The organism is Rubrivivax albus (assembly GCF_004016515.1).
Classification (GTDB): domain Bacteria; phylum Pseudomonadota; class Gammaproteobacteria; order Burkholderiales; family Burkholderiaceae_C; genus Rubrivivax; species Rubrivivax albus.
On sequence record NZ_SACT01000006.1, the window covers coordinates 29,460 to 51,257 of the forward strand.

Here is a 21,798-nt window from a genome sequence, read left to right on the forward strand (position 1 = left end):
CGCCACGGGCGTCAGCAGGCCGCGACCACGCCCGCCACGCGGGCCCCTCAGCATGCAATTCACCGACCTCGGCCTGGCCGAGCCGATCCTGCGCGCCGTTCGCGAGCAGGGCTACGACACTCCCACGCCCATCCAGGCCCAGGCCATCCCGGCCGTGCTGGGCGGCGGCGACCTCATGGCCGGCGCCCAGACCGGTACCGGCAAGACCGCCGGCTTCACGCTGCCGATGCTGCACCGCCTGGCGGCGCAGAAGCCGGCGCGCGACGCGCGCGGCCGCATCGCCATCCGCGCACTGATCCTCACCCCCACCCGCGAACTCGCCGCGCAGGTGGAGGAAAGCGTGCGCACCTACGGCAAGTTCCTGCCGCTGACCAGCATGGTGATGTTCGGCGGCGTAGGCATGCAGCCGCAGATCGACCGTCTGCGCAAGGGCGTGGACATCCTCGTGGCCACGCCGGGCCGCCTGCTGGACCACCACCAGCAGGGCACGCTGGACCTCAGCCACGTGCAGATCTTCGTGCTCGACGAAGCCGACCGCATGCTGGACATGGGCTTCATCCACGACATCAAGAAGGTGCTGGCCATCGTGCCGGCCAAGAAGCAGAGCCTGCTCTTCAGCGCCACCTTCAGCGACGAGATCAAGGCCCTGGCCGACCGCCTGCTGAACCAGCCGGCGCTGATCGAGGTGGCGCGCCGCAACGCCACCGCCGAGACCATCGCGCAGAAGATCCACCCCGTGGGCCGCGACCGCAAGAAGGCCCTGCTGGCGCACTTGATCAAGCAGGGCGACTGGCACCAGGTGCTGGTGTTCACGCGCATGAAGCACGGCGCCAACCGGCTGGCAGAGTTTCTGAACGAGCAGGACATCACCGCGATGGCCATCCACGGCAACAAGAGCCAGGGCGCGCGCACCAAGGCGCTGTCGGAGTTCAAGGCCGGCACGCTGCAGGTGCTGGTGGCCACGGACATCGCCGCCCGCGGCATCGACATCGACCAGCTGCCGCACGTGGTGAACTTCGAGCTGCCCAACGTGCCCGAGGACTACGTGCACCGCATCGGCCGCACCGGCCGCGCCGGCGCCCAGGGCGAGGCGATCTCGCTGGTGTGCCTGGACGAGGAACTGTTCCTCAAGGACATCGAGAAGCTGATCAAGCGCAGCATTCCGCGCGAGACCATCCCCGGCTTCGAACCGCCGGCCGGCGAGAAGGCCGAACCCATCGTGCTGGGCCGCATGACCATCGGTGTCGGCGGCACGCGCCGCAATGCTGGCGGTGGTGGCGGTGGCCGTGGCGGCCGCCCGGGTGGCGGTGGCGGTGGTGGCGGCGGTCGCCCGTCCGGCGGTGGTGGTGGCCGTCCGGGCGGCGGCGGCCCGCGCCGTGACGGCGGGCGCCCCGCTTCCGGCGGCGCCAGCCGCGGCGGCCCGCGCCGCTGAGCGGCATGGCCGATGCGCTGCTGGCCGGCGCGACTGGCCTGATCGGCCAGGCACTGGCCCGTACTTGGGCCGGGCCTGGCACGATGCACATGCTGGTGCGGCGTCCGGTGCCCGCGCCCTCCCCCGCGTGTCTTGTGCAGGTCGTGGACTTCGGCCAACTGCCGGCGCTGCCGGCGGCGCAGTCGGCCTACTGCTGCCTGGGCACGACGATCAAGGTGGCGGGCTCGCAGGCGGCGTTCCGCGCCGTCGACCACGACGCCGTGCTCGCCTTCGCGCGCGCCGCCCAGGCGGCCGGCGTGACGCGCTTTGCCCTGGTGTCGGCACTGGGCGCGGATGCACGCTCGAAGAACTTCTACAGCCGCGTCAAGGGCGAGACCGAGGCCGCGCTGGCGAGCGTCGGCTTCGCGTCCCTGGTGATCGCCCGCCCATCCCTGCTGCTGGGTGACCGCAGCGCACTCGGCCAGCCCGAGCGCCACGGCGAACGGATCGGGCAGGCCTTGTCGCGTGCGATCGGCGGGCTGATCCCGTCGGCCTGGCGGCCGATCGCCGCCGACGTCGTCGCACGCGCCCTGTTGCGCAGTCTCGCGTCACCCGCCGCCGGTGTGACGGTGCTGGATTCAGCAGCGCTGCAGCGCCTGGGCCGTTGAACGACCCGAAGGCACTGCCGCGCCAGCGGATCGCCGTCAGAAGCTGAACACGACCGTGGCCGAGCAGGTGCTGGTGCCGGCGGCGCAGACCTGGTAGCCGTAGCTGCCACTGCCGAGCGGCCCGTCGTCGGTGCTGCCGTCGTTGGCGGTGGTCTGCACCACGACGCCGTCCCGCCGCACATCGACCTGGGCACTGCTGCCGCCCGCCCAGCTCAGGCGCGCGTAGGTCCTGCCCTTCTTGCGCACGCTGGTCACGCCGTTCAGGGTGGGCGCCGTCACCACCACGGGCGTCTGCAGCAGTTCGTGCGCCGCCTTCGCCTGGATGATGCCGAAGCCGTAGGCGTTGTCGCGGCCGGCCGCGCCCTTGTCGATGGCGGTCAGTTGCAGCGCCTCGCGGATGTCGGCGGCGCTGCGCGTCGGGTTCAGGCTCCACACCAGCGCCGCCACCCCGGCCACGTGCGGCGTGGCCATCGAGGTGCCGTCATAGGCCTCGTAGCCGTTGCCCACACCGGCGGTGTTGTCCAGGGTGGCGATATTGCCCAGCCGGCCCAGCGCCGCGGCGCCATCGGCATCGCTGATGCTGATCGCCGGGATCGTGCTGCTGCCGTTGAGCGTGCCGGCAAAGCCGCCGGCTTCGTTATTGTAGATGGCTGCGCCGACACCGCCGCCGGACACCACGTTGGCCACCTTGTCGGCGAAGCTGATGGTGCCCCGCCGGCAGAGCACCACACGGCCGGTCCAGGCGCCAGCGGCAGTGCACTCGCCGCCATCGACCAGCGCACCGTTCACGCTGGTGCGCGCCGAGCCGTCGATGTCGGTGCCGATCCAGTACGCGCCACCGGCACTCAGCGTCGACGCCTTGAACGGCGTCGTCGACACCACACCGACCCCGGGGGCGGCCAGTTCCACGTCGCTGTTCTGCTGGGAGAAATCGGCCACCACGCCAGCGGCGTCCACCGCCGCCACCGACACCACGCCGGCATAGCCCGCCGGGTAGCTGGTGCGCGTGTTGCCGTCGTTGCCGGCCGCCGCGATCGGCAGCACGCCGTTGGCATAGGCGTTGTCGAAGGCGTTGCGTTCGGTGCGGCTGGACGTGCTGCCGCCCAGGCTCATGTTGATCACCAGCCGGTTGCTGCCGGCGGCCGCCACGCAGCGGTTCAGCGCCGTGACCAGCGACGACGAGTAGGCCCAGCCGCAGTCGGCCCCGCTGAACACCTTCTCGATGTGCAGGTGCAGGTTGCCGTTGCCCACCACCCCCAGCACGCCCAGGCTGTTGTTGCTGGCGGCGATGGTGCCGGCCACGTGCGAACCGTGGCCGCAGGTGTCCTCGGCCCAGTTGCCGCTGCCGTTGTCGTTGGTGCCGGTGACGTTGGTGTCGGGCAGATCCTCGTGCGCGCGCTGGTAGCCCGAGTCGATGATGCACACCGTGGTGTTGCTGCCGCTGGCGGCGTTGCCCGTGAACACCGGGTCGTTGGCCTGCACCATCGGGATGCCGTAGGGCACGCTCTGCGCCAGCGGATAGCGGCGGGCGTCCACTTCCACGTATTCCACCAGCGGATGGCGGCGCAAGGCCTCCACCGCGGCGGCCGGCAGCTGGGCCGCCAGCGCACGCTGGGGCCGAAGTTCGAGCGCCACGCGCCCGCCGGCGGCCTGCACTGCCGACGCTGCGCCTTGCAGGTCACGGAACTTGACGATGTAGCGGCCGTCGGCCGCCGAGGCGGAAGCAGCCGTCACCAGCGCCACGCCTGCGATGGCGCACGCGCGCGCCAGGATTCCTGTCGAAGTCATCCACCCTCCACCAAAAACGGGCCGCGATGGCGGCCCTTCTGTTCTTGCTTTGTCTCGCCCGCGCTCAGGCGTGCTTGGCGATCAGTTCCTTGGCTCGCGCCAGCAGCTTCTTGCCGTCGTAGCCACGCCCGTCCATGTCCTTGACCCAGAGGTCGTCGATCGGCGAGGACAGCTTGATGAACTGCTCGCGCACATCGGCCGGCACCTTGTAGATGGTGTTGCCGCGGTCCTCGGCCGCCTTGCGGCCCAGCGGGTCGTTGCCCTGCTGCGTCTTGCCCAGCCAGGCCGACGTGGCGAGGCCCGAATTGGCGTCGATGACCTTCTTCAGGTCGGGCGCCAGGCCGTCGTACTTCGCCTTGTTCATGGCCATCACGAAGGTGGTGGTGTAGAGCGCCGGGCCGGAGTTGTCGAACTCGGTGTGGAACTTGGTGAGCTCGTGCACCTTGACCGCCGGCACCACCTCCCAGGGGATGACGCAGGCGTCGATGGTGCCCTTGCTCAGCGCGTCCGGGATGCCCGGCAGCGGCATGCCCACCGGCGTGGCGCCCACACTGGCCAGCATCTTGGTGACCTGGCGCGTGGGCCCGCGCACCTTCATGCCGCGCAGGTCCGCCGGCGACTTGATGAGCTTCTTCGCGCTGTGGAACATGCCCGGGCCGTGCACGTGCAGCGCCAGCACCTGGGTCTCCTTGAACTCGTCGGGGCACTCGGTCTGGAAGTACTCCCAGTAGGCCTTGGACGTGGCCTCGGCGTGGTTCATCATGAACGGCAGTTCGAAGACCTCGATGCGCGGGAAGCGCCCCGCCGTGGTGCCGGGCAAGGTCCAGACGATGTCCACGACGCCGTCGCGCGCCTGGTCGTACAGCTGCGCCGGCGTGCCGCCCAGTTGCATGGCCGGGTAGCCTTCGAACTTGATGCGGCCGCCGGACTCCTTCTCCACCTTCTCCATCCACGGCTTGTGCATCAGCAGCCAGACGTTGGACAGCGGCGCCATGAAGGTGTGGAACTTCAGCGTCACGGTCTGCTGTGCCAGTGCGGCCAGCGGCGTACCGAGGCTGGCAGCGGCAGCAGCGCCGGTGACGAAGGTGCGGCGTTTCATCGGGAATCCTCCTGAGTCGAATGCCCGGCAAGGTACCGGCCAGCGGACGCGCTGGCGACGCGGTTTTCCCTATCGGGGTTGATCCGGGATGGTCAGCCCACGAAGCCCACCAGCCACAGGGACAATGGCGGCACGAAGAACAGCAGCAGCGTGCGCAGCACATCGCTGGCCAGGAAGGGGATCACGCAGCGGTAGCTCTCGGCGATGGGCACACCCGGCGCCATGCCGTTGACCACGTAGACGTTCAGCCCCACCGGCGGCGTCAGCAGGCCGAAGCCCACCGTCATCAGCACCATGATGCCGAACCAGATGGCCACGCTCTCTTGCGGCATGCCGAAGTCCAGCGCCATCACCATCGGAAAGAAGATCGGGATGGTCAGCAGGATCACCGACAGCTCGTCCATCACCGCGCCGCTGACCACGTAGAACAGCAGGATGGCGCCCACCACAGCCCAGGGCGACAGGCCCCAGCCGGCCACCATCTCGGCCAGCTGATTGGGCACCTGGGTCAGCGCCAGCGCGCCGTTCATCAGGTCGGCGCCGAGGAAGATCAGGAAGATCATCGCGGAGGCCGATGCCGTGGCGTAGAAGCACTGCCCCAGCTTGGCGAACGTCAGCTCGCGCCGCGCCAGTGCGGCGACGAAGGTGGCCGCCGCGCCGACCGCGGCGCCCTCGGTGGGCGTGAACCAGCCGCCGTAGATGCCACCGAACACGAGCAGGAAGATCAACGCGATTGGCCCCACACCCCAGAGCGCGCGCGCGGTGAGGCGGGGCATCTCACCCTCGTCGTGGTCCGGCGCATGGCCCGGCACCCAGCGCACGTACAGCGCAATGGCCACCATGTAGCCCAGCATGGCGATCAGGCCGGGGATCATCGCCGCGGCAAACAGCTTGGCGATGTTCTGCTCGGTGAGGATGGCGTAGATGACGAGCGGCACCGACGGCGGGATCAGGATGCCCAGCGTGCCGCCCGCGGCCAGCGTGCCGGTGGACAGGCGACCGGAGTAGCCGTGCCGCTTCATCTCCGGCAACGCCACCTGGGTGATCGTGGCCGCCGTAGCGATGGACGAGCCGCAGATGGCACCGAAGGCCGCGCTGGCCACCACCGCGGCCATCGCCAGCCCGCCGCGGGCGCGCGCCATCAGCGCCGCCGCCACCTCGAACAGCGCCCGCGACAGCCCGCCCTGGGTGGCGAAGTTGCCCATCAGGATGAACAGCGGGATCACGCTGAGGTCGTAGCTGGCAAAGCGCGCGAAGGCCTGGGTGTTCAGGAAGGCCGCCAGCGGCCCCCAGCCGGCCTGCTCCACGTAGCCCACGGCGCCGGCGATGAACATGGCGATCGCGATCGGCACGCGCACCGCCATCAGCGCCAGCATCAGCGCGAACAGCAGGCCGGCCTGCATCAGCGGCGTCATGCCGCGACCTCTTCGCTGCCGAAGCCCCGCACCGCCTGCACCGCGGCGATCACGCCGGTCAGCGCCAGCGCCGGCACGATGGCCGCATAGACGGGCCATTCCGGGAAGCCCAGCATCATGGTCTCGGCCTTGGTCTCCCAGGCGGACAGGCCACCCACCGCACTGCGCCAGGTCAGCAGCGCCATCGCCGCGGCCAGCAGCGCGGCGCCTACACGGTCCAGCGTCTCGCGCGTGGCTGGCGCGGTGCGCTGGGTGAAGAAGTCCACGATGATGTTGGCGCGCCGCAGCTGGCCCAGCGGCAGGAACAGCGCGATGGCCGCACCGGCGGCCACGCCGGTGAGCTCGAAGTCGCCGATGATCGTCCAGCCCGTGGTGTTGCGGCCGATCAGGCTGGCGCAGGTCATCAGCGTGACGGTGGTCAGCAGCAGGCCGGCCAGCAGCGCGCAGGCCTTGGCCAGGAACTCGAGCGCGCGCATCAGTACTGGGTCTCCGGCAGGTGCACGACGAGACCGTCGAGCGATTCGGTCAGCGTGATCTCGCAGCTCAGGCGGCTTTCCGGCCGGCGCTCTGCGGCGGTCATCTCCAGCATCGACGCCTCGTCCTCCGACACCGGCGGCAGCCGCTCCGCCCAGCCCGGGTCCACGTAGACGTGGCAGGTGGCGCAGCTCAGGCAACCGCCGCAGTCGGCGGCGATGCCGTCGATGCCGGCCTTGGTGGCAGCACGCATCAGGCTCTGGCCAGGGCCGGCGTCCAGCACGTGGCGCGTGCCGTCGGCGGCGATCAGGGTGATCTGCATGGAATCGGTCTACAAGCGGCTGAAGTACTCGCGGCGGTCGAACTCGGCCTTGTCTTCGGCGGCGTCGCAGCGCGCCTGCTCCTGGCGCTTGACGGCGACGAAGGTCTCGACGAAGGCGCGGCCCATCGCGTCGCACAGCGTGGCGTCGGCCTGCAGCGCGTCCAGCGCGTTGCCCAGCCGGGTGGGCAGTGGCGCGCCGCCCTCGGCATAGGGCGACTCGGTGGGTGGCGGCGGCTCCAGGCCGCGCGCCAGCCCATCGAGCCCCGCGTGGATCTGCGCCGCGATGTAGGCATAGGGGTTGGCCGCGGGCTCGCCGATGCGGTTCTCGATCCGCGTGGCCGGGTCGCCGACACCCCCGACCAGGCGCAGCATGGCCCCGCGGTTGTCTCGCCCCCAGGCCACCTGCATCGGCGCCAGCGCATGTGGCCGGAAGCGGCCGAAGCCGTTGGTGGTGCTGGTGCCGAACACCGCGGCGCCGGCCGCATGGGCCAGCAACCCGGCCAGCCAGTGGCGGCCCTTGGCCGACAGCGGCGCGTCGGCGGCGGCGAAGGCGTTGCGATCGTCGGCATCGACCAACGAATGGTGCAGGTGCCAGCCGCTGGCCATAACCTGGGGAAACGGCGGCCGGCAGACGAAGCTGGCGTGGTACCCGGCGCGCCGCAGCGCCTGCTGCACGCCGTTGCGGAAGCGCAGCATGCCATCGGCGGCGTCGAGCGCATCCATCGCGTCGAACACCGCCTCCACCTGGCTGGGGCCGAGCTCGATCTCCAGCGAGCGCAGCGGCAGACCCAGGCCCAGGGCGGTGTCACGCACGATGTCGAACACCGGCGCCACGCGGTCGGCATGCGCGTCGCTCAGTAACTGCCAGCCCGGGTGGATCAGCTCGACCGCCGGCGGCTCGGGCGGCCAGGTGCTGGTGGCCGGGTCCAGACGCTCGTCCACGATGCGATAGACGTGGAACTCGACCTCCAGACCGCAGCGCAGACGCCAGCCGGCGTCGGCCAGCCGCGCCACCGCGCGCTGCAGCACGCGCCGAGGGTCCTGCAGCACCGGCGTGCCGTCGGCGAACCAGGGCTGGCCCAGCACCCAGGCCGTGCCCGGCGCCCAGGGCAGCAGCGTGAAGCTGGCCGGGTCGGGCAGCAGCCACAGGTTGGCCGCACCGCCGAAGCCATCGGGTGCCCCGCCGGGCTCGAAGACCTTGAACGCGGTGCGGTCCGACGTGTCTTTCAGCAGCAGCGTGCCCACGAGGCCGACACCGTCCATCAGCGCGGCATCCAGCGCGTGCGGCATCAGCGTCTTGCCGCGGAGCCATCCGTGCAGGTCACCCCAGGCCACCCGCACCTGGCGCACGTCGGCCTCACGCACACGGGCGCGCAAGGCGTCGCACGCCGCGGCACGCGCGGCATCGTGCAGGCCGCAGCGTTGTGCCAGCGACGTCACGCGGGCGTGGCTTTCTCGGCCAGCCAGGGCGTGCCCGCCGCGCGGGCGGCCACACGCGCGCGCCACCAGGCCTCCCAGCCCTGCGCCGGCGCGATGCCGTCGATCGTGTCCGGGCCGGCCGGGCCGGCGCCTTCCGGCAGGCGTGGCATCGGCGGCGTGCCGCCGGCAGCCACGGTGTCGATGGCCTTCAGCAGCTCACGGCGGTTGGCCATGATGACCTTGTCGCTGGTGCCCAGGTGCTCGCGCGTGCGGTCCTGGATGGCGCCCATGCTCTCCACGGCCCACTGGTCGTGGCGGTTGATGTCGTCCTCGCCCATGCCCAGGAAGGTGGTGCTGCGCTGCTCGGCCGGGTCGAAGCACCAGGCGTCATGGCGGCCGTGCTTGGGGATGTAGTCCGGCAGCGTCATGTGCGCCAGGCGCTGGCTGCGCATGGTGTCGCGGTCCACCGGCGCATCGAAGCTGGTGAAGAAGCTGTACCAGTAGGTGTGCGTGTCGTCCACCGGCACGTGCATCTGCGTGATCGTCATCGTCTCCGACAGCGGGATCACGAAGGTGTACGGGAAGGCGGCGTGGGTGATGCGCACGTGCGTGAGGCGCTCGTTCATCGCCCGCAGCGTGGTGATGCGCCGCAGCCCCGGCGCCGGCTCCTCGTGGCGGATCTCGGGGCTGCCGAACTCGCGCATCACGCGGGTCATCGGCCAGCGCTCGCCATCCACGTCACCGCTGCTGGCATTGCGGAACTGGCGGCCGTAGGCGTCGTCCAGGCCGGCGTCCTGCTCGAAGCGGTGCAGGTAGCTGGTGTGGCTGGGGTCGATGCCCACCTCGAAGGCCTGCAGCCAGTTGCACTGCCACAGGCCCTTGAAGGCGAAGACATGGCTGTCGGGCGCGTTGAAGCAGTGGAAGTCCGGCAGCGGCGGCGGCGTGCTGCCCTCCGGGCCCAGCCAGGCGAACAGCACGCCGGCACGCAGCTGCACCGGGTAGCTGCGCTGGCGCACGCGGTTGCACAAGGTGCTGCCCATCGGCTCGGCCGGCGTCTGCAGGCAGCGGCCGTCGGCGGCGAACTTCCAGCCGTGGAACGGGCAGCGGATGCCATCACCCTCGTGGCGGGCGAAGGCGAGGTCGGCACCCCGGTGCGGGCAGTCGCGGTCCAGCAGCGCCCACTCGCCGGCGGCATCGCGGAACAGCACGAAGTCCTGGCCCAGCAGCCGCACGGCCTTCAGCGGGCGCTCGGCCATGCGCGGGTCCAACGCCGGGTCGAACTCGTCGAGCAGCGCTGCCGGCTGCCAGTAGTGGCGCATCAGCGCGCCGCAGGGCGTGCCGGGACCGACGCGGGTGATGCGCTCGTTCTGTTCGGCGTTCATGCGGGCACTCTACAAGTCGGCCTGGGCGGTGGCTATCAGGGCCGCCACGCGGTCGGCATCGCCCAGGTCCTGCGCCAGCAGCAGCACCAGCTTGACCAGCATCTTCTCGCTGTGCGCCTCGCCGGCGGCGTCGATGGCCTCGGCCAGGCTGTCGTAGGTGGCTTCCAGGCCGGGCAGGGTCAGCATGGGGCGGGTCCTCCGAGCAGGGTGGCAATGGCGGTGTCGAGGGTGGCGGCATCCACGGTCTGCCAGCGCGCAGCGACGTGCTGATCCGGGCGCAGCAGCCAGGCGTGGCCGTCGGCCATGCCCAGGCGCTCGAGCGCCGGCAGGGCCAGCGCCGAGCAGCGCAGGCCGCGGGCCTGCCATCGCTGCAGCACGTCGTCCAGGTCGGCACGGGGGGCCGTGGTCATCAGCACCACGGCACCGTCGGCGACGCGGTCCAGCAGGTGGTCGCCCTCACCGAGCTTCAGGTTGGGCAGCGGGTCACCGGCCGGGCCTGCGCCACTGTTCAGCGGCGAGTCGAGGTAGTCGTGCGGGCGTGACGTGCGCCAGTGGTACAGCGGCCGCACGAAGGCCTGCGTCAGGCTCAGCGACAGCACGGCGTCGCGCAGCAGGCGGAAGCCGCGTGTGGGCGGCGTCATGAAGCGCGTGCTCTTGCCGGCTTCGTCGACGATTTCGCGCGCGGCGGCCACGCGCTCGTGGTTGTAGCTGGCCAGCAGTGCGGGACCGGCCAGGCCGCGCACCACCAGACCCAGTTTCCAGGCCATGTTCTGCGCGTCCTGGAAGCCGGTGTTGGCGCCGCGCACGCCGAAGATGGGCAGCAGGTGCGCCGCGTCGCCGACGAAGCAGACGCGGTGGTGCACGTAGTCGGGCAGGGTCAGCGCGCGGGCCGAATAGACCGAGCTCCAGTCCATCTCCCACGGCACGCCGGCATGGCCGATCATCGCCAGCTGGGCGTCGATGCGCGCCTTCAGCGCTTCGGGCCGCAGTGCGTCGGCCGGGTCCTCGCCCGGCGGCAGCTGGTAGTCGATGCGCCAGATGCCCTGCGGCTCACGGTGCATCAGCACGGTGTTGCCGCGGTTCCAGTCCGGGTCGAAGAAGGCCAGGCGCTCGGTGGGCAGCGGCAGGTCGACGCGGATGTCGGCAATGACGAAGCGCCCCTCGTAGGCCGCACCTTCCAGCTTCAGGGCGCAGAGCTGGCGCAAGGTGGAGCGTGCGCCGTCGGCGGCCACGACCCAGGCGGCTGGCTGGCGATAGGGACCCGCCGGCGTGTCGACCTCGATCTCGGCGCCCCCGGCATCGTTGCGGTGCAGCGCCACCAGCTTGTGCCCCCAGCACAGCTCGACCCGCGGCTCGGCGGCGATGCGCGCGATCAGCAGTTCCTCCAGCACCTGCTGCTGCAGGTTGGTCATCGGCGCGAAGCGGTCGTCCTCGGGGAACGGCGCTTCCATGCGGAACACGCGTTGCCCGCGGTAGAAGGAGTTGCCGAAACGCCAGGCGAGGCCCTGCGCGGCCACGGCGTCGGCCACGCCGGCCTGCTGCAGAATCTCCATCGAGCGCCGCGTGAAGACGATGGCGCGGCTGCCCTCGCTGACCTGCAGGTCGGCCATCAGCAGCCGGCAGCGCACGCCCTGCTGCGCCAACAAGAGCGCCGTGGTCAGGCCGATGGGGCCGCCGCCCACGATGAGCACCGGCGCGTCGGTAGGCACCGCCGGAGACGGCGCGCGCACGCGGTAATCAAAATATATTGACCGGCGGGGAGTGGCGTCGGGGTGATGCATGTCAGAGCAATTGGGCGCTGGACACGTCCGGTCTCGACCCGGAGCGGAAGTTCATGTTCGAGCGCTCGTGGTCCTCGCGCTCCACCGCCGCTGCAGCAGGGCGACGGCGTCGCCCGCGTTCTCCGGCCCACGCTCGCGGGGCGCTGCCATGGTTGATCCGCGGCCGAGGCTTCAACGCCGCCAGGGGTGAGTCAGCGTCCAGGCAACCGCGAATGGGTCCTGCGCCCGCAGGCGCCACCGCCACCCTGCGACACCCGCTCGCTGCCCCTCGGTCCAGACGCCACGACGCTGAAGAGGGCCGGGGGTTCGGGTGGGCGGGCGCAGGCCCCATTCGCGGTCGCCTCGTCGGTGACAGACCGACGCCGGCGTTGAAGCCTCGTCGGTGGCTCACCACGGGCAGTGCCCCGCGAGCGTGGGCCGGAGAACGCCTGCCCGGACCCCCGGCCACGCTGAACGGCGGCACTGATCCCTGCGCAAGTGTCCGCATCGAGTCGGAACCGGACTTTGATGTGCCGCCGTTCACCCTCGGGCCTCCCGCCACAAGCCCAGCTTCTCCTGCGCCACGCGGTCGGAATACGAGAACAGCGCCCAGTCGTCCCGGGCATGCAAGGTATACGGCATCCAACCCGGCACCACGGCGATGTCGCGCGGGCCCATCGCGAACACCTGGTCCGCCACGCGCAGTTCACCGCGGCCCTCCACGGTGGTGAACACCATGCTGTCGCTGCTCCGATAGGGCAGCGTCGCGAAGCCGGCCGGCAGCAGGCGGACCATCGTGGCCATCGTGGGCATGGCCCAGCCGCCGTCCACCGGGTTCACGTAGCGCATCAGGTGGCCAGTGTGGGCATCGGGCACGCCGGCTTTCGTCAGCGCGTGCAGCGCCTCTCGGGTGCGTGCCCAGGGGTAGTTGAAGACCGGCGAATTGAGGTTCCTCGCCACATACCCCACCGGCAGCAGGCCGCTGCCGTAGCGCGCCAGCGCGTCGCCCACCGGGCGCGCCACCGGTGCCTCGGCCTGGTCGTGGTCCTCGCGGAAGGTGCTGCCGAAGAAGGTGCACATCGGGATGTCCAGGCCGTCCAGCCAGACCATCGGTCCGTCACCGTCGTGGCCGTGGTGGTGCCAGGTCCAGCTGGGCGTGATGACGAAGTCGCCCGGCTGCATGATCGTCTTCTCGCCGTCCACCGCCGTGTAGGCGCCCGAGCCTTCGACGATGAAGCGCAGCGCGCTCTGCGTGTGGCGGTGCGCCGGCGCCACCTCGCCGGGCATGATCAGCTGCAGGCCGGCATACAGCGTGTTCGTGATCTGCGAGCTGCCGCGCAGCGCCGGGTTCTCCAGGATCATCACCCGGCGCTCGGCCTCGGCGGCCGAGATCTGCCGCGCCGACTCCATCACGTGGGGCCGCAGGTCATCGTAGTGCCACACATGGGGCACAAGCTGGTGCGCCGGCAGCTTGGGCACCAGGGCCTTCAGCCGCGTCCACAACGGGGCCAGGTGCTGGGTGTCGGCACGGGCGTAGAAGGCCTCGCGCCGGGCGGCGACGTCGTCGGGGCTCACGTCAGGCTCGGCCTTGGCATGCACGGCAGGCTCCGGGAGTTCATCAGTATGCTGACGATCAGTGTAGGAATAGACTGCCGGCCACCGAACCGGGTTAACCCCCGCATGCCCGCCGCCCCCCCTGCCCTGCCGCCCCTGGACTCCCTGCCCGGCTACCAGATCCGCCGGCTGCAGCAGATCGCCGTGGGCCTGTTCATGGACGAGACCGCGGCGCACGACCTGACGCCGGTGCAGTTCGCCGCCCTGGCCAGCGTGGTCCGCCAGCCGGGCATGGACCAGCGCACACTGGCCGGCGGCATCGGCCTGGACACGTCCACCACCGCCGGCGTGGTCGACCGGCTCGAGAAGCGCGGCCTGGTCCGTCGAGAGGCCGCACCGGACGACCGCCGCGTGCGCCGGCTGGTGGCCACCGATGCCGGCCGTGCCCTGCTGACGGCCGTGTGGCCCGGCATGCAGCGTGCGCAGCAGCGCATCCTGGCGCCGCTGTCGGCCGCCGAACGGCGGCAGTTCATGGCCCTGCTGGGCCGGCTGGTGGCGGCCAACAACGAGGCCAGCCGGGCACCGAGCCGGCCCAGTGCCGATGGCTGAGGCCACGACCGGCAGGCGCACCGGCTCGCCGCTGGAGGTGCTTCTGGCCTTCCTGAAACTGGGCCTGACCTCCTTCGGTGGCCCGGTCGCGCACCTGGGCTACTTCCGCACCGAGTTCGTCGAGCGCCGCCGCTGGCTGGCCGACGCCGACTACGCCGACCTGGTGGCGCTGTGCCAGTTCCTGCCCGGCCCGGCCAGCAGCCAGGTCGGCATGGCGCTGGGCCTGCGGCGCGCGGGCTGGTGGGGCCTGGTGGCGGCCTTCGTCGGCTTCACGCTGCCGTCGGCGCTGCTGCTGATCGCCTTTGCCTACGGCGTGGCGCAGTGGCCCGCGCTGGCCGGGTCCGGCGCCGTGCATGGCTTGAAGGTGGTGGCGGTGGCGGTCGTGGCGCAGGCCGTCTGGGGCATGGCGCGCGCGCTCTGCCCCGACCGCCCGCGCGCCGGCATCGCCTTCGGTGCCGCGCTGCTGGTCGTGGCGCTGCCGACCGCCCACGCCCAGCTGGGCGCCATCGTCGCCGGGGGTCTGCTGGGCCGCTGGGTCCTGACCCTGCCGCCGCTGCCGCCGCAGGACCACGCGGCGGCCGGCGTGTCGCGCCGCACCGGTGCCGCGCTGCTGGTGCTGTGCGCGGCACTGCTGCTGGCCTTGCCGCTGGCCGCGGCGGCCTGGCCGGAACCCTGGCTGCAGGCGGCGGCGGTGTTCTACCAGGCCGGGGCGCTGGTGTTCGGCGGCGGGCACGTGGTGTTACCGCTGCTGCAGGCCGGCGTGGTACCGCCGGGCTGGGTGGACAACGCCGGCTTCCTGGCCGGCTACGGTGCAGCGCAAGCCGTGCCCGGACCGCTGTTCACGTTCGCCGCCTACCTGGGCGCGGTGATGCCCGCACCCTCGGGCGGAGGGGCCGGCGGCTGGGTCGGTGGGCTGGCCATGCTCGCGGCCATCTTCCTGCCAGCCTTCCTGCTCGTTGCGGGCGCACTGCCCTTCTGGGAGGCGCTGCGCCGCCGCGCCGGCATGCAGCGCACGATGGCCGGCCTGAACGCGGCCGTGGTCGGCGTGCTGGCCGCGGCGCTGTACGACCCGGTGTGGACCAGTGCCATCGGCTCGCGCGCCGACTTCGCGCTGGCCCTGTCCGCCTTCGGGCTGCTGGTGGTCGGCAAGGTCTCGCCGTTGTGGGTGGTGGCACTGGCGGCGCTGGCCGGTGCCCTGCTCGGCGGCTGACCGGCGACTACACCTGCGCCAGCGACCGCAGCGCCGCCACCTGGTCCAGCAGCGGTTGCGGCACCGGCACCTGGCCATCGCGCATCGCGCGGATCAGCGCCGCGTTCTCGTTGACGGCGCAACCGGCGCCGCTGTCGGCCTCGTCGCCCGGCGCCTGGTCGAACATCACCTCGGCCACGCCATCCCGGAACCCCAGCAGCCGCGGCCGCCGACGCGGCGCCGCGTAGGCCTCGCCCTCAGTGCCGCGCATCAGCAGCGCGGTGGCGCCGGCCTGTTCCAGCAGCGCCTGCATGCTGTCCAGGTACGGCGGGTGCGTCACCGCCACCACGCGCACGCTGCGGCCCGGGCATGGGTCCAGCAGCTTGGCCAGCGCATGGCCGCTGTTGCGCACGCCCAGGCGCGGGCGCAGCGCCAGCAGCGCGTCCAGCCCCGGGTTCAGCGCCGCCAGGGGCAGCACCGCCAGACGGCGTGCGGCGAGGTCAGCGGCCGCGGCCTCGGTGTCTGCGGCGGCGTGCAGGTCCAGCGCCGCCAGCAGCTCGAACGGGCTGGTGCGGCTGTCGAAGTCGTGCCGGCCGTGGATCAGCACCGGCACGCCGTCTCGCGCCAGCAGCAGCGCCACCAGCGGCATCAGGTTGGGCTGCTTGCGCGCGCCGTTGTAGGTGGGCAGCAGCACGCAGCGCGGGCCGCCGTCAGGCACCGCCACGACAGCCGTGCGCGCCTGCATGGCCGCCATGAAGGCGGCCATCTCGTCCGGGCTTTCGCCCTTGATGCGGTAGGCCAGCAGCAGCGCGCCGAGTTCCATTTCCGGCACGGCGCCGTCGAGCATGGCGCCGAACAGCGCCTGCGCGCGTTCGGGGTCGAGGTCGCGCGCGCCGCGGGCGCCGCGGCCGACTTCCTTGATCAGGGCCGGGAACTGCATGGCGGCATTGTGGGGCCGTGCCGCACACCCTGCCCCGCTGCCAGCGGCGCTCAGGCCCCGGATGCCACAGGCATTCGCACCGGCCGCGCGGCCTGGCCGGCTGGCTGGCCCGCTGGATCGACGACCGCGTGTCCGGCACCGCGCGCTGAACCGGTCGCGGTCCCGCTCGAACACCTTCGACGAAGGCAGCTTCAGCGCGGTACCGCGCGGCCTGGGCGTGGCCCGACGTATCGGGCCTGGACCCACATCCGGCGCCCGTGGGCCCGCTGTTCCAGGGCCTGGGCCATGGTGCCAGCCGCACGGGGAAGGTGTGCCAGCATCAGCGCAGCCTGGCGCGGTGCCTTCAACGCACGGCGCAGCGCCACCAGGCCGAAGTCCAGCGTTGGGTGCATCGGGCTCCCATCCGCTTCAGGCGCCAGCCACGAGGCTGCCTCCGACCCGAGCGCGGTGGCCGCCTGCACCAGGGCCGCCGCCCGCGGGTCACCGCGCACGAAAAGATGGTGGTGGATCCCAGGCAGGGCATCGCCCCGCGCCCGGTGAGCTGCGGCCACCGACGCCAGCGAACCCGTGGCTTCCACCTCGTCGAACATCGCCTCCACAGCCTCGAACTCGCCGCCACTGAGGCGGGCGAAGCCGTAGGTCAGGCTGGCCAGCAGACAGGCGGCCAGGCTGCCCTGCACCGACGCCACCATGCGGCTGGACAAACCCATCAGGTTCGTCATCACGTCGGCGCACAGCACCAGGGCCAAACGCAAGGCGTCGTGCCCGGGCTCGGGGACACGCCAGGCCTGGGCCACCTGCAGGTGCAAGGGAGTGTCCGCCGGTGCCTTCGCCAACCAGCAGGCCACAAAAACCCGCAGGTGCCGGCCAAGCGCGGCGGCCAGGTCGTCACCCTGCAGGTGCACGCCGCCGTTCAAGTGGGGCATGGCGACACCCCACAGCGCGACGGCCCGCGACGCCGGGTCGGCGTCCTGCAGCTGGTCGGCCATGGTGTGCCACACCGCGGGCAACAACGGCGCCGGGCCGCTGAACGCCGCCTCGGGCCGCACCCCCCACAGCACGGCGGCGGCTTCCTCCAGGCTCACCTGCCGGGCCCACGGCACCAGCGACCGTCCACGCACGACGATGTCGCCATCCACCACGCCGGTCAGTTGGGTGTCCAGCAATGGCAGCCCGTCGAACAGCGTGCCCTGCAGTTCCGGTGTGGCGCACGGCCGATCGCGACGGCCCTGGCGCAGGCGATCGACCTCCCAGGCCGGGTAACGGCTCTGCCGCGTCTGCGCCGGATCGGCCACAGCGGTCAGCAGCCCGCGGCTGACATAGGCGTACAGCGTAGCCTTGCGCACACCCAGCCGCGCCGCCGCTTGGTCGGCACTGAGAAGTTCACCGCTGTAGCGGGGCGTGGACAGGGTCATGGCATGCTTGACTTGATTACATTGATCAACATTGACGATAGCGCAGGCGACCGGCTGCAATGCAGGCGACGTGCAGCCCCCGCACTCGATGCCCGTGCTGTTGCCGACTCGACCTTGCCCACCCGTGCTGCCATGCCAAGCTCGTCGCCATACCGCCGTCGCCCCTCCGGGTGCTACCTCCTGGCCGTGCCGGCAGCCGTCTGGCATGCGCTCGTCGCCGCGCAGAGCCCAGCCCCGGCACCGCCGGCCCAGCGGGTGGAGATCCGCGCCGACCCCGGCAGCGAACGACGGGCAGACGTCGCGGGGCGGCAGGTGGTCGGGCGCGCCGATCTGCTGCGCCACGGCGACACGCAACTGGCCGACGCCCTGCAGCGGGTGCCGGGCATCACGGTCGAGCGCCGCGGACAGGCCGTCGAACTGAAGCTCTCGGCCCTGGGCGACGGCCGCACGCTGGTGCTGCTCAACGGGGAGCCGCTGCCCCGGGGGGTGCCGCTGGACAGCATCGCGCTAGACAGCCTGGAACGCGTGGAGATCATCAACGGCGCCTCGGTGGAGACGGCCCAGGCCATTGCCGGCACGATCAACCTGGTCACGCGCAGACCCACGGCGCTGGCCACGCGCGACTTCCGGCTGAGCCTGGCCAGCGAGTGGGGCCTGCCGCAGGCGTCGGCCACGCTGAACCTGGGCGACGCGGTGGGGGCTGCCACCTGGGGTCTGGGCCTGACGCTCAGCAGCGACCGGCGGCGCTGGCCCGCCACCGACGTGCTGGCGCGGCGTGACGTGGGCACCGGCAGCGAAACGCAGCGCACGCGCACCGACAAGCGTGAGTACGACCACAGCGACGCCATCAGCCTCAACCCGCGCCTGTCGTGGAAGCGTGGCGACGAGACGGGCGGCCAGTGGCAGCTCAGCACCGACCACAGCCTGCGCCTTGCCCAGGCCAACGGCGGCGTGGCCGACCGGCGCACCCCGTTGCGCGGGCCGCCGCCAGCCCAGCAGACCAGTGACATGGCACTGAACTACCAGCGCCTGTTCTGGCGCTGGCGCGTCCAGGCCCAGCACCAGGCCACCGACAGCGCGAAGACCGAGGCCCGGGCGAATATCACCTATGCCCGCCGCGACCAGCAGGCACGCGCCCTGGGCTATGACTTCGATCAGCGCCTGGTGCAGGACACGGCCGTGGACGGGCTGGCGGTGGACGAATCGCTGGTGCTGAACCTGAACCACCAGCGACCGCTGGGCGAGACGCACCGCCTGAGCCTGGGCGCCGAGTGGGAGCAGGCACGCCGCAAGGAGGACCGCGTGCAGACCGAACAGGACCTGCCCGGCGGCCTGCCGCCGGACAACCTGGACGAGCGCTTCGACGCGCGCGTTCAACGCCATGCGTTCTACCTGCAGGACGAGTGGGCACCGGACGACCGCACCGCGATGCAGCTCGGCGTGCGCATGGAGCGCCTGGAGACCGACAGCCGCGGCAACGTGTTCGACACCGTCCGGCAGACGCACAGCCTGGTGGGCCCGGTGCTGCGGGCCTCGTGGCGGCCTGGCAGCGGGCGAGGCACGGTGAAGCTCGGCCTGTCGCGCGGATTCAAGTTGCCGGCGCCGCGCGACGTGATGCCGCGCCGCTACGTGCCGATCGCGGTCTCCCCCACGTCACCCGCGCAGTCGGGCAACCCCGACCTGCAGCCGGAACGCGCCTGGAGCCTGGACGCCAGCTGGCAGGACAAGGTGGCTGCGTTCGGTGGCGACATGGTGCTGTCGGCATCGCTGCGGCGCATCGACGACGTGATGCTCGACCGCCTGATTGCCCAGCCTGCGGTGCTGAACGCGCCCTGGCTGCTGCAGCGGGTCAACGCCGGCCGCGCCTGGTCCACCGGCCTGACACTGGAACTGCGCGGGCAGCTCGAACACACCGCGCTGGCGGGCGCACCGCTGCGCTGGACCGCGAGCGGCTCACTGGCACGCTCACGGCTGTCGGACGTCACGGGCCCGGACCCGGCCTTGCCCGGTCAGGCACCATGGCAGCTGAAGATCGGTCTGACGCAGGCCCTTCCACGAGGCTGGACGGCCCAGCTCGGGCTCGAGGCCCGCGGCGCGTCGAAGGCCGACCTGCCCACCGACAGGCGCATCGAGAACCTCTCGCGCCATGGCCTGGATGCCAGCCTCGGCTGGCAGCCCAGGCGCGGACAGACGTGGCGCCTCTCGGTCGCCCAGCTGGCCGCGTCGGACGACGTGACCTTGCGGACGGTGGGTGTCACCGAGGCCGGCGGGGCCGCCGTCTACACCGCCCGCGAAGCCTGGCACCGCGACACGGTGTGGCGCTTCGGCCTGGACAGCACGTTCTGACGCCCGGGCCCGCCGCAGGTCACGGCGGCAGCACCTGCCCCGCCAGCACCGCGATCGACCGTTTCAGCGCCACCCAGTCGGCATCGTCGTGCAGATCCAGCCCGCCGAAGAGGCGGATCCGCCGGCTGCGCAGCAGCAGGTGCTGCACGCCGGCCACCAGCAGCAGCGTCACGTGGCGCAGATGCGGCCGGGCCGCCATCTCCCGCCCGCCCAGCACGGCGAAAGCCTGCTCGCCCCACTGCTCGCGCTCCTCTTCCAGGATCGCCGTGAGTGCGTTGCGCTCCACGATCTCGGCGGCCATGACCTCCAGCGTCAGTGGCCGTGCACGCAGGGCGTCGATGAAGTGCTCGAAGAACGTGGCCCAGCGTTGGGCGGCCGGCCGGTCCAGCAGGCCCGGCTGCATGGCCAGCAGCTCGTCCACGCTCGGCCAGAAGCGCCCGCTGCGGCCCCAGGCGCGCAGCAGGCCCGGCAGGCCGTCGAAATAGCGGTAGATCAGCACTTTGTCCGTGCCGGCCTCGCGCGCCACGGCGTTGACGCCGAGGGCGCCGAAGCCATCGCGCGCCAGCACCGTGCCCACGGCGGCGAGCAGGCGCTCCTCGGTAGCGGCGCGGTCGCGCCCGGCCGGGCCGGCCATGCGTCAGGCCTTGAGCACATGGGCGTCCACGCCGCGCCGCGGGGCCGGGCCGACCGGCGGCGCGTAGCCCACCCGGGCCCACATCTGGATCGTCTGCCCGTCGCGCACGTCCAGCGCCTGGCGCAGGGCACGGTACGGCCGGGCCACCTCCGGGTACTCCTGCAGCGCCTGCTGCAGCGGCTGCATCGCCAGGCCGTGCGCCGTGGCGGCCAGCTGCACCCGTGCATAGGCGCGGCCGGCGGCCACCTGCGCTTCGCGGCTGTTGTCCGGGGTGACCATCCACAGGAAGCCCGGCGTGGTGGCGATCTTGGCGTTGAAGTCGTCGATCTGGCTGCGGGTGGCGAAGTCGTCGGGGCCGGGCGCCACGCTGCGGTCGAAGAGGCCAAGGCGCGTCATCCAGACCACCATCGGGTCCATCAGCGTCAGGCCGTCGCGGTGCGCCGCGACCTCCTTTGCGCCCACGCGCAGCACCTTGAAGGTCTCGAGCATCGCCGCCGGCGTGGTCAGTTCGGCCTTCCATGCATCGGCGGCGATGCGGCGGTGCACGGCCAGCGCGTCGGCGCCGCCTGCGCCGCCTGCGCCGCCGGCGCCGGCATAGGCCAGCGGCACGCCCAGCGTCGCCGCCGCATCGGCCATCGCCTGCCAGGCCTCGGCCGGCACCGGCCGCGCGGCGTCGTAGGCCTCGCGATTGGTGTGGCGTTGCGGGATCTGCGCGAACAGCGGGTCGCGGGCCACGCCGGCGTCGGGTACCAGGCGGATGCGGGCCACCGGCCGCTCGTCCACCCCGTCCGGCCCGAAGGCGCCGTCGGGAAAGAGCTGGATGTGCGCGCGCAGGCCGCGTTCTCGCGCGGCGATGTCCAGCAACTCGATGAAGGTGCCCTGACTCATCATGATCTGGCGCGAGAACGGGTCCGTCACCGGCAGCAGCCGCGTGCGGTCGCAGTACAGCGTGATCACCTCCGGCTCGCGCAGGTCCACCAGCCAGGCCTGCAGGTTGTGCGAATGCGGCGCCAGGATGGCCCAGCCCAGCACCCAGCGGCGCGGGTCGGCGTCCACAGCCAGTTCACCCGGGCCACGCCAGGCGGCGATGGCCTCGTCGGGCACGGTCTCGGCGCAGCCGGTGGCTGCCACGCCGGCGGCGCCGATGCCGCCGGCCCCCAGCGTGCGAAGAAAGGTCCGTCGCTGCATCGCGCATCTCCTGATGTCACCATAAGGTGACATGACGATACGCCGCCACCCTGCAGCCTGTCAACGCACGCTGCGCCGGATGCGCACCGCAGGGACTTGATGCGCATCAAGCGTTGCCGTGCCGCCCCGCCCGACGCCGAGGGTTGCCGTTACGCTGGATGCCGTACCCGCACAGATCCACCCGA

At 72.0% G+C, this 21,798-nt stretch carries 19 protein-coding genes; 5 read left to right on the forward strand and 14 right to left on the reverse strand.

What is annotated here, in order from left to right; all coding sequences use genetic code 11:
- The first annotated feature begins 52 nt into the window (after nucleotides 1-52).
- Both ENE75_RS16815 and ENE75_RS16820 read left to right on the forward strand, forming a co-directional pair.
- Nucleotides 53-1,432, forward strand: a complete 1,380-nt coding sequence (locus ENE75_RS16815; RefSeq protein ID WP_128199496.1) for a DEAD/DEAH box helicase — start codon at nucleotides 53-55, stop codon at nucleotides 1,430-1,432.
- A 5-nt stretch (nucleotides 1,433-1,437) separates the two neighbouring features.
- Nucleotides 1,438-2,079 carry a Rossmann-fold NAD(P)-binding domain-containing protein gene (locus ENE75_RS16820; protein WP_128199497.1) on the forward strand — a complete coding sequence of 214 codons (642 nt, stop codon included), beginning with the start codon at nucleotides 1,438-1,440 and terminating at the stop codon, nucleotides 2,077-2,079.
- A 36-nt stretch (nucleotides 2,080-2,115) separates the two neighbouring features.
- Here the strand turns inward: ENE75_RS16820 and ENE75_RS25635 are convergent, their stop codons facing one another.
- The 10 genes from ENE75_RS25635 to gtdA all read right to left on the reverse strand — a co-directional run bounded on the left by ENE75_RS25635 (nucleotide 2,116) and on the right by gtdA (nucleotide 13,313).
- Nucleotides 2,116-3,867, reverse strand: a complete 1,752-nt coding sequence (locus tag ENE75_RS25635; RefSeq protein WP_128199498.1) for a S8 family serine peptidase — start codon at nucleotides 3,865-3,867, stop codon at nucleotides 2,116-2,118.
- Between the two features lie 64 nt (nucleotides 3,868-3,931).
- Nucleotides 3,932-4,966 (reverse strand): TRAP transporter substrate-binding protein, encoded by a 1,035-nt coding sequence (locus tag ENE75_RS16830; protein ID WP_128199499.1) that lies wholly within the window; start codon nucleotides 4,964-4,966, stop codon nucleotides 3,932-3,934.
- Between the two features lie 92 nt (nucleotides 4,967-5,058).
- The gene (locus ENE75_RS16835) at nucleotides 5,059-6,381 is read right to left on the reverse strand and encodes a TRAP transporter large permease (protein ID WP_128199500.1); all 1,323 of its coding nucleotides are present in this window, start codon (nucleotides 6,379-6,381) and stop codon (nucleotides 5,059-5,061) included.
- On the reverse strand, nucleotides 6,378-6,857 hold the full coding sequence (locus ENE75_RS16840) for a TRAP transporter small permease (RefSeq protein ID WP_128199501.1): 480 nt from the start codon (nucleotides 6,855-6,857) through the stop codon (nucleotides 6,378-6,380). Before ENE75_RS16840 ends, ENE75_RS16835 begins: the two co-directional genes overlap by 4 nt.
- On the reverse strand, nucleotides 6,857-7,177 hold the full coding sequence (locus ENE75_RS16845) for a 2Fe-2S iron-sulfur cluster-binding protein (protein WP_128199502.1): 321 nt from the start codon (nucleotides 7,175-7,177) through the stop codon (nucleotides 6,857-6,859). Before ENE75_RS16845 ends, ENE75_RS16840 begins: the two co-directional genes overlap by 1 nt.
- Before the next feature lie 9 nt (nucleotides 7,178-7,186).
- Nucleotides 7,187-8,617, reverse strand: a complete 1,431-nt coding sequence (locus tag ENE75_RS16850; protein WP_128199503.1) for a type I glutamate--ammonia ligase — start codon at nucleotides 8,615-8,617, stop codon at nucleotides 7,187-7,189.
- Nucleotides 8,614-9,978: a Rieske 2Fe-2S domain-containing protein gene (locus ENE75_RS16855; protein ID WP_128199504.1), complete on the reverse strand. Its 1,365-nt coding sequence runs from the start codon at nucleotides 9,976-9,978 to the stop codon at nucleotides 8,614-8,616. Before ENE75_RS16855 ends, ENE75_RS16850 begins: the two co-directional genes overlap by 4 nt.
- Nucleotides 9,979-9,987: 9 nt before the next feature.
- The gene (locus ENE75_RS16860) at nucleotides 9,988-10,164 is read right to left on the reverse strand and encodes a DUF2783 domain-containing protein (protein ID WP_128199505.1); all 177 of its coding nucleotides are present in this window, start codon (nucleotides 10,162-10,164) and stop codon (nucleotides 9,988-9,990) included.
- Nucleotides 10,158-11,759, reverse strand: a complete 1,602-nt coding sequence (locus tag ENE75_RS16865; protein WP_128199506.1) for an FAD-dependent monooxygenase — start codon at nucleotides 11,757-11,759, stop codon at nucleotides 10,158-10,160. Before ENE75_RS16865 ends, ENE75_RS16860 begins: the two co-directional genes overlap by 7 nt.
- A gap of 519 nt (nucleotides 11,760-12,278) precedes the next feature.
- Entirely contained in the window at nucleotides 12,279-13,313 is a 1,035-nt protein-coding gene (gtdA, locus tag ENE75_RS16870; RefSeq protein WP_128199721.1) for a gentisate 1,2-dioxygenase, read from the reverse strand.
- A gap of 105 nt (nucleotides 13,314-13,418) precedes the next feature.
- On the opposite strand from gtdA, the gene ENE75_RS16875 reads away from it, so the two are divergent.
- Together ENE75_RS16875 and chrA are read left to right on the forward strand one after the other, a co-directional pair.
- A complete protein-coding gene (locus tag ENE75_RS16875; RefSeq protein WP_128199507.1) occupies nucleotides 13,419-13,901 on the forward strand; it encodes a MarR family winged helix-turn-helix transcriptional regulator in 483 nt (160 codons plus the stop codon).
- Nucleotides 13,894-15,111: a chromate efflux transporter gene (chrA, locus tag ENE75_RS16880; RefSeq protein WP_128199508.1), complete on the forward strand. Its 1,218-nt coding sequence runs from the start codon at nucleotides 13,894-13,896 to the stop codon at nucleotides 15,109-15,111. Before ENE75_RS16875 ends, chrA begins: the two co-directional genes overlap by 8 nt.
- A gap of 7 nt (nucleotides 15,112-15,118) precedes the next feature.
- On the opposite strand, the gene ybiB is transcribed toward chrA, so the two are convergent.
- The gene (gene ybiB / locus ENE75_RS16885) at nucleotides 15,119-16,030 is read right to left on the reverse strand and encodes a DNA-binding protein YbiB (RefSeq protein ID WP_128199509.1); all 912 of its coding nucleotides are present in this window, start codon (nucleotides 16,028-16,030) and stop codon (nucleotides 15,119-15,121) included.
- A 191-nt stretch (nucleotides 16,031-16,221) separates the two neighbouring features.
- Nucleotides 16,222-17,445 carry a citrate synthase gene (locus ENE75_RS16890; RefSeq protein WP_158288982.1) on the reverse strand — a complete coding sequence of 408 codons (1,224 nt, stop codon included), beginning with the start codon at nucleotides 17,443-17,445 and terminating at the stop codon, nucleotides 16,222-16,224.
- 186 nt (nucleotides 17,446-17,631) lie between these two features.
- Here ENE75_RS16890 and ENE75_RS16895 point away from each other — a divergent pair, with 186 nt between their 5' ends.
- Entirely contained in the window at nucleotides 17,632-19,791 is a 2,160-nt protein-coding gene (locus ENE75_RS16895) for a TonB-dependent receptor (protein WP_158288983.1), read from the forward strand.
- A gap of 19 nt (nucleotides 19,792-19,810) precedes the next feature.
- On the opposite strand, the gene ENE75_RS16900 is transcribed toward ENE75_RS16895, so the two are convergent.
- Entirely contained in the window at nucleotides 19,811-20,425 is a 615-nt protein-coding gene (locus ENE75_RS16900) for a TetR/AcrR family transcriptional regulator (RefSeq protein ID WP_128199512.1), read from the reverse strand.
- Nucleotides 20,426-20,428: 3 nt separating this feature from the next.
- Nucleotides 20,429-21,613 (reverse strand): Acg family FMN-binding oxidoreductase, encoded by a 1,185-nt coding sequence (locus ENE75_RS16905; protein ID WP_128199513.1) that lies wholly within the window; start codon nucleotides 21,611-21,613, stop codon nucleotides 20,429-20,431.
- Nucleotides 21,614-21,798 lie beyond the last annotated feature (185 nt).

Coding starts and splice junctions, on each gene's coding strand:
- ENE75_RS16815 (WP_128199496.1), top strand. CDS start 53: ATGCAATTCACCGACCTCGGCCTGGCCGAGCCGATCCTGCGCGCCGTT.
- ENE75_RS16820 (WP_128199497.1), top strand. CDS start 1,438: ATGGCCGATGCGCTGCTGGCCGGCGCGACTGGCCTGATCGGCCAGGCA.
- ENE75_RS25635 (WP_128199498.1), bottom strand. CDS start 3,867: ATGACTTCGACAGGAATCCTGGCGCGCGCGTGCGCCATCGCAGGCGTG.
- ENE75_RS16830 (WP_128199499.1), bottom strand. CDS start 4,966: ATGAAACGCCGCACCTTCGTCACCGGCGCTGCTGCCGCTGCCAGCCTC.
- ENE75_RS16835 (WP_128199500.1), bottom strand. CDS start 6,381: ATGACGCCGCTGATGCAGGCCGGCCTGCTGTTCGCGCTGATGCTGGCG.
- ENE75_RS16840 (WP_128199501.1), bottom strand. CDS start 6,857: ATGCGCGCGCTCGAGTTCCTGGCCAAGGCCTGCGCGCTGCTGGCCGGC.
- ENE75_RS16845 (WP_128199502.1), bottom strand. CDS start 7,177: ATGCAGATCACCCTGATCGCCGCCGACGGCACGCGCCACGTGCTGGAC.
- ENE75_RS16855 (WP_128199504.1), bottom strand. CDS start 9,978: ATGAACGCCGAACAGAACGAGCGCATCACCCGCGTCGGTCCCGGCACG.
- ENE75_RS16860 (WP_128199505.1), bottom strand. CDS start 10,164: ATGCTGACCCTGCCCGGCCTGGAAGCCACCTACGACAGCCTGGCCGAG.
- ENE75_RS16865 (WP_128199506.1), bottom strand. CDS start 11,759: ATGCATCACCCCGACGCCACTCCCCGCCGGTCAATATATTTTGATTAC.
- ENE75_RS16875 (WP_128199507.1), top strand. CDS start 13,419: ATGCCCGCCGCCCCCCCTGCCCTGCCGCCCCTGGACTCCCTGCCCGGC.
- chrA (WP_128199508.1), top strand. CDS start 13,894: ATGGCTGAGGCCACGACCGGCAGGCGCACCGGCTCGCCGCTGGAGGTG.
- ybiB (WP_128199509.1), bottom strand. CDS start 16,030: ATGCAGTTCCCGGCCCTGATCAAGGAAGTCGGCCGCGGCGCCCGCGGC.
- ENE75_RS16890 (WP_158288982.1), bottom strand. CDS start 17,445: ATGACCCTGTCCACGCCCCGCTACAGCGGTGAACTTCTCAGTGCCGAC.
- ENE75_RS16900 (WP_128199512.1), bottom strand. CDS start 20,425: ATGGCCGGCCCGGCCGGGCGCGACCGCGCCGCTACCGAGGAGCGCCTG.
- ENE75_RS16905 (WP_128199513.1), bottom strand. CDS start 21,613: ATGCAGCGACGGACCTTTCTTCGCACGCTGGGGGCCGGCGGCATCGGC.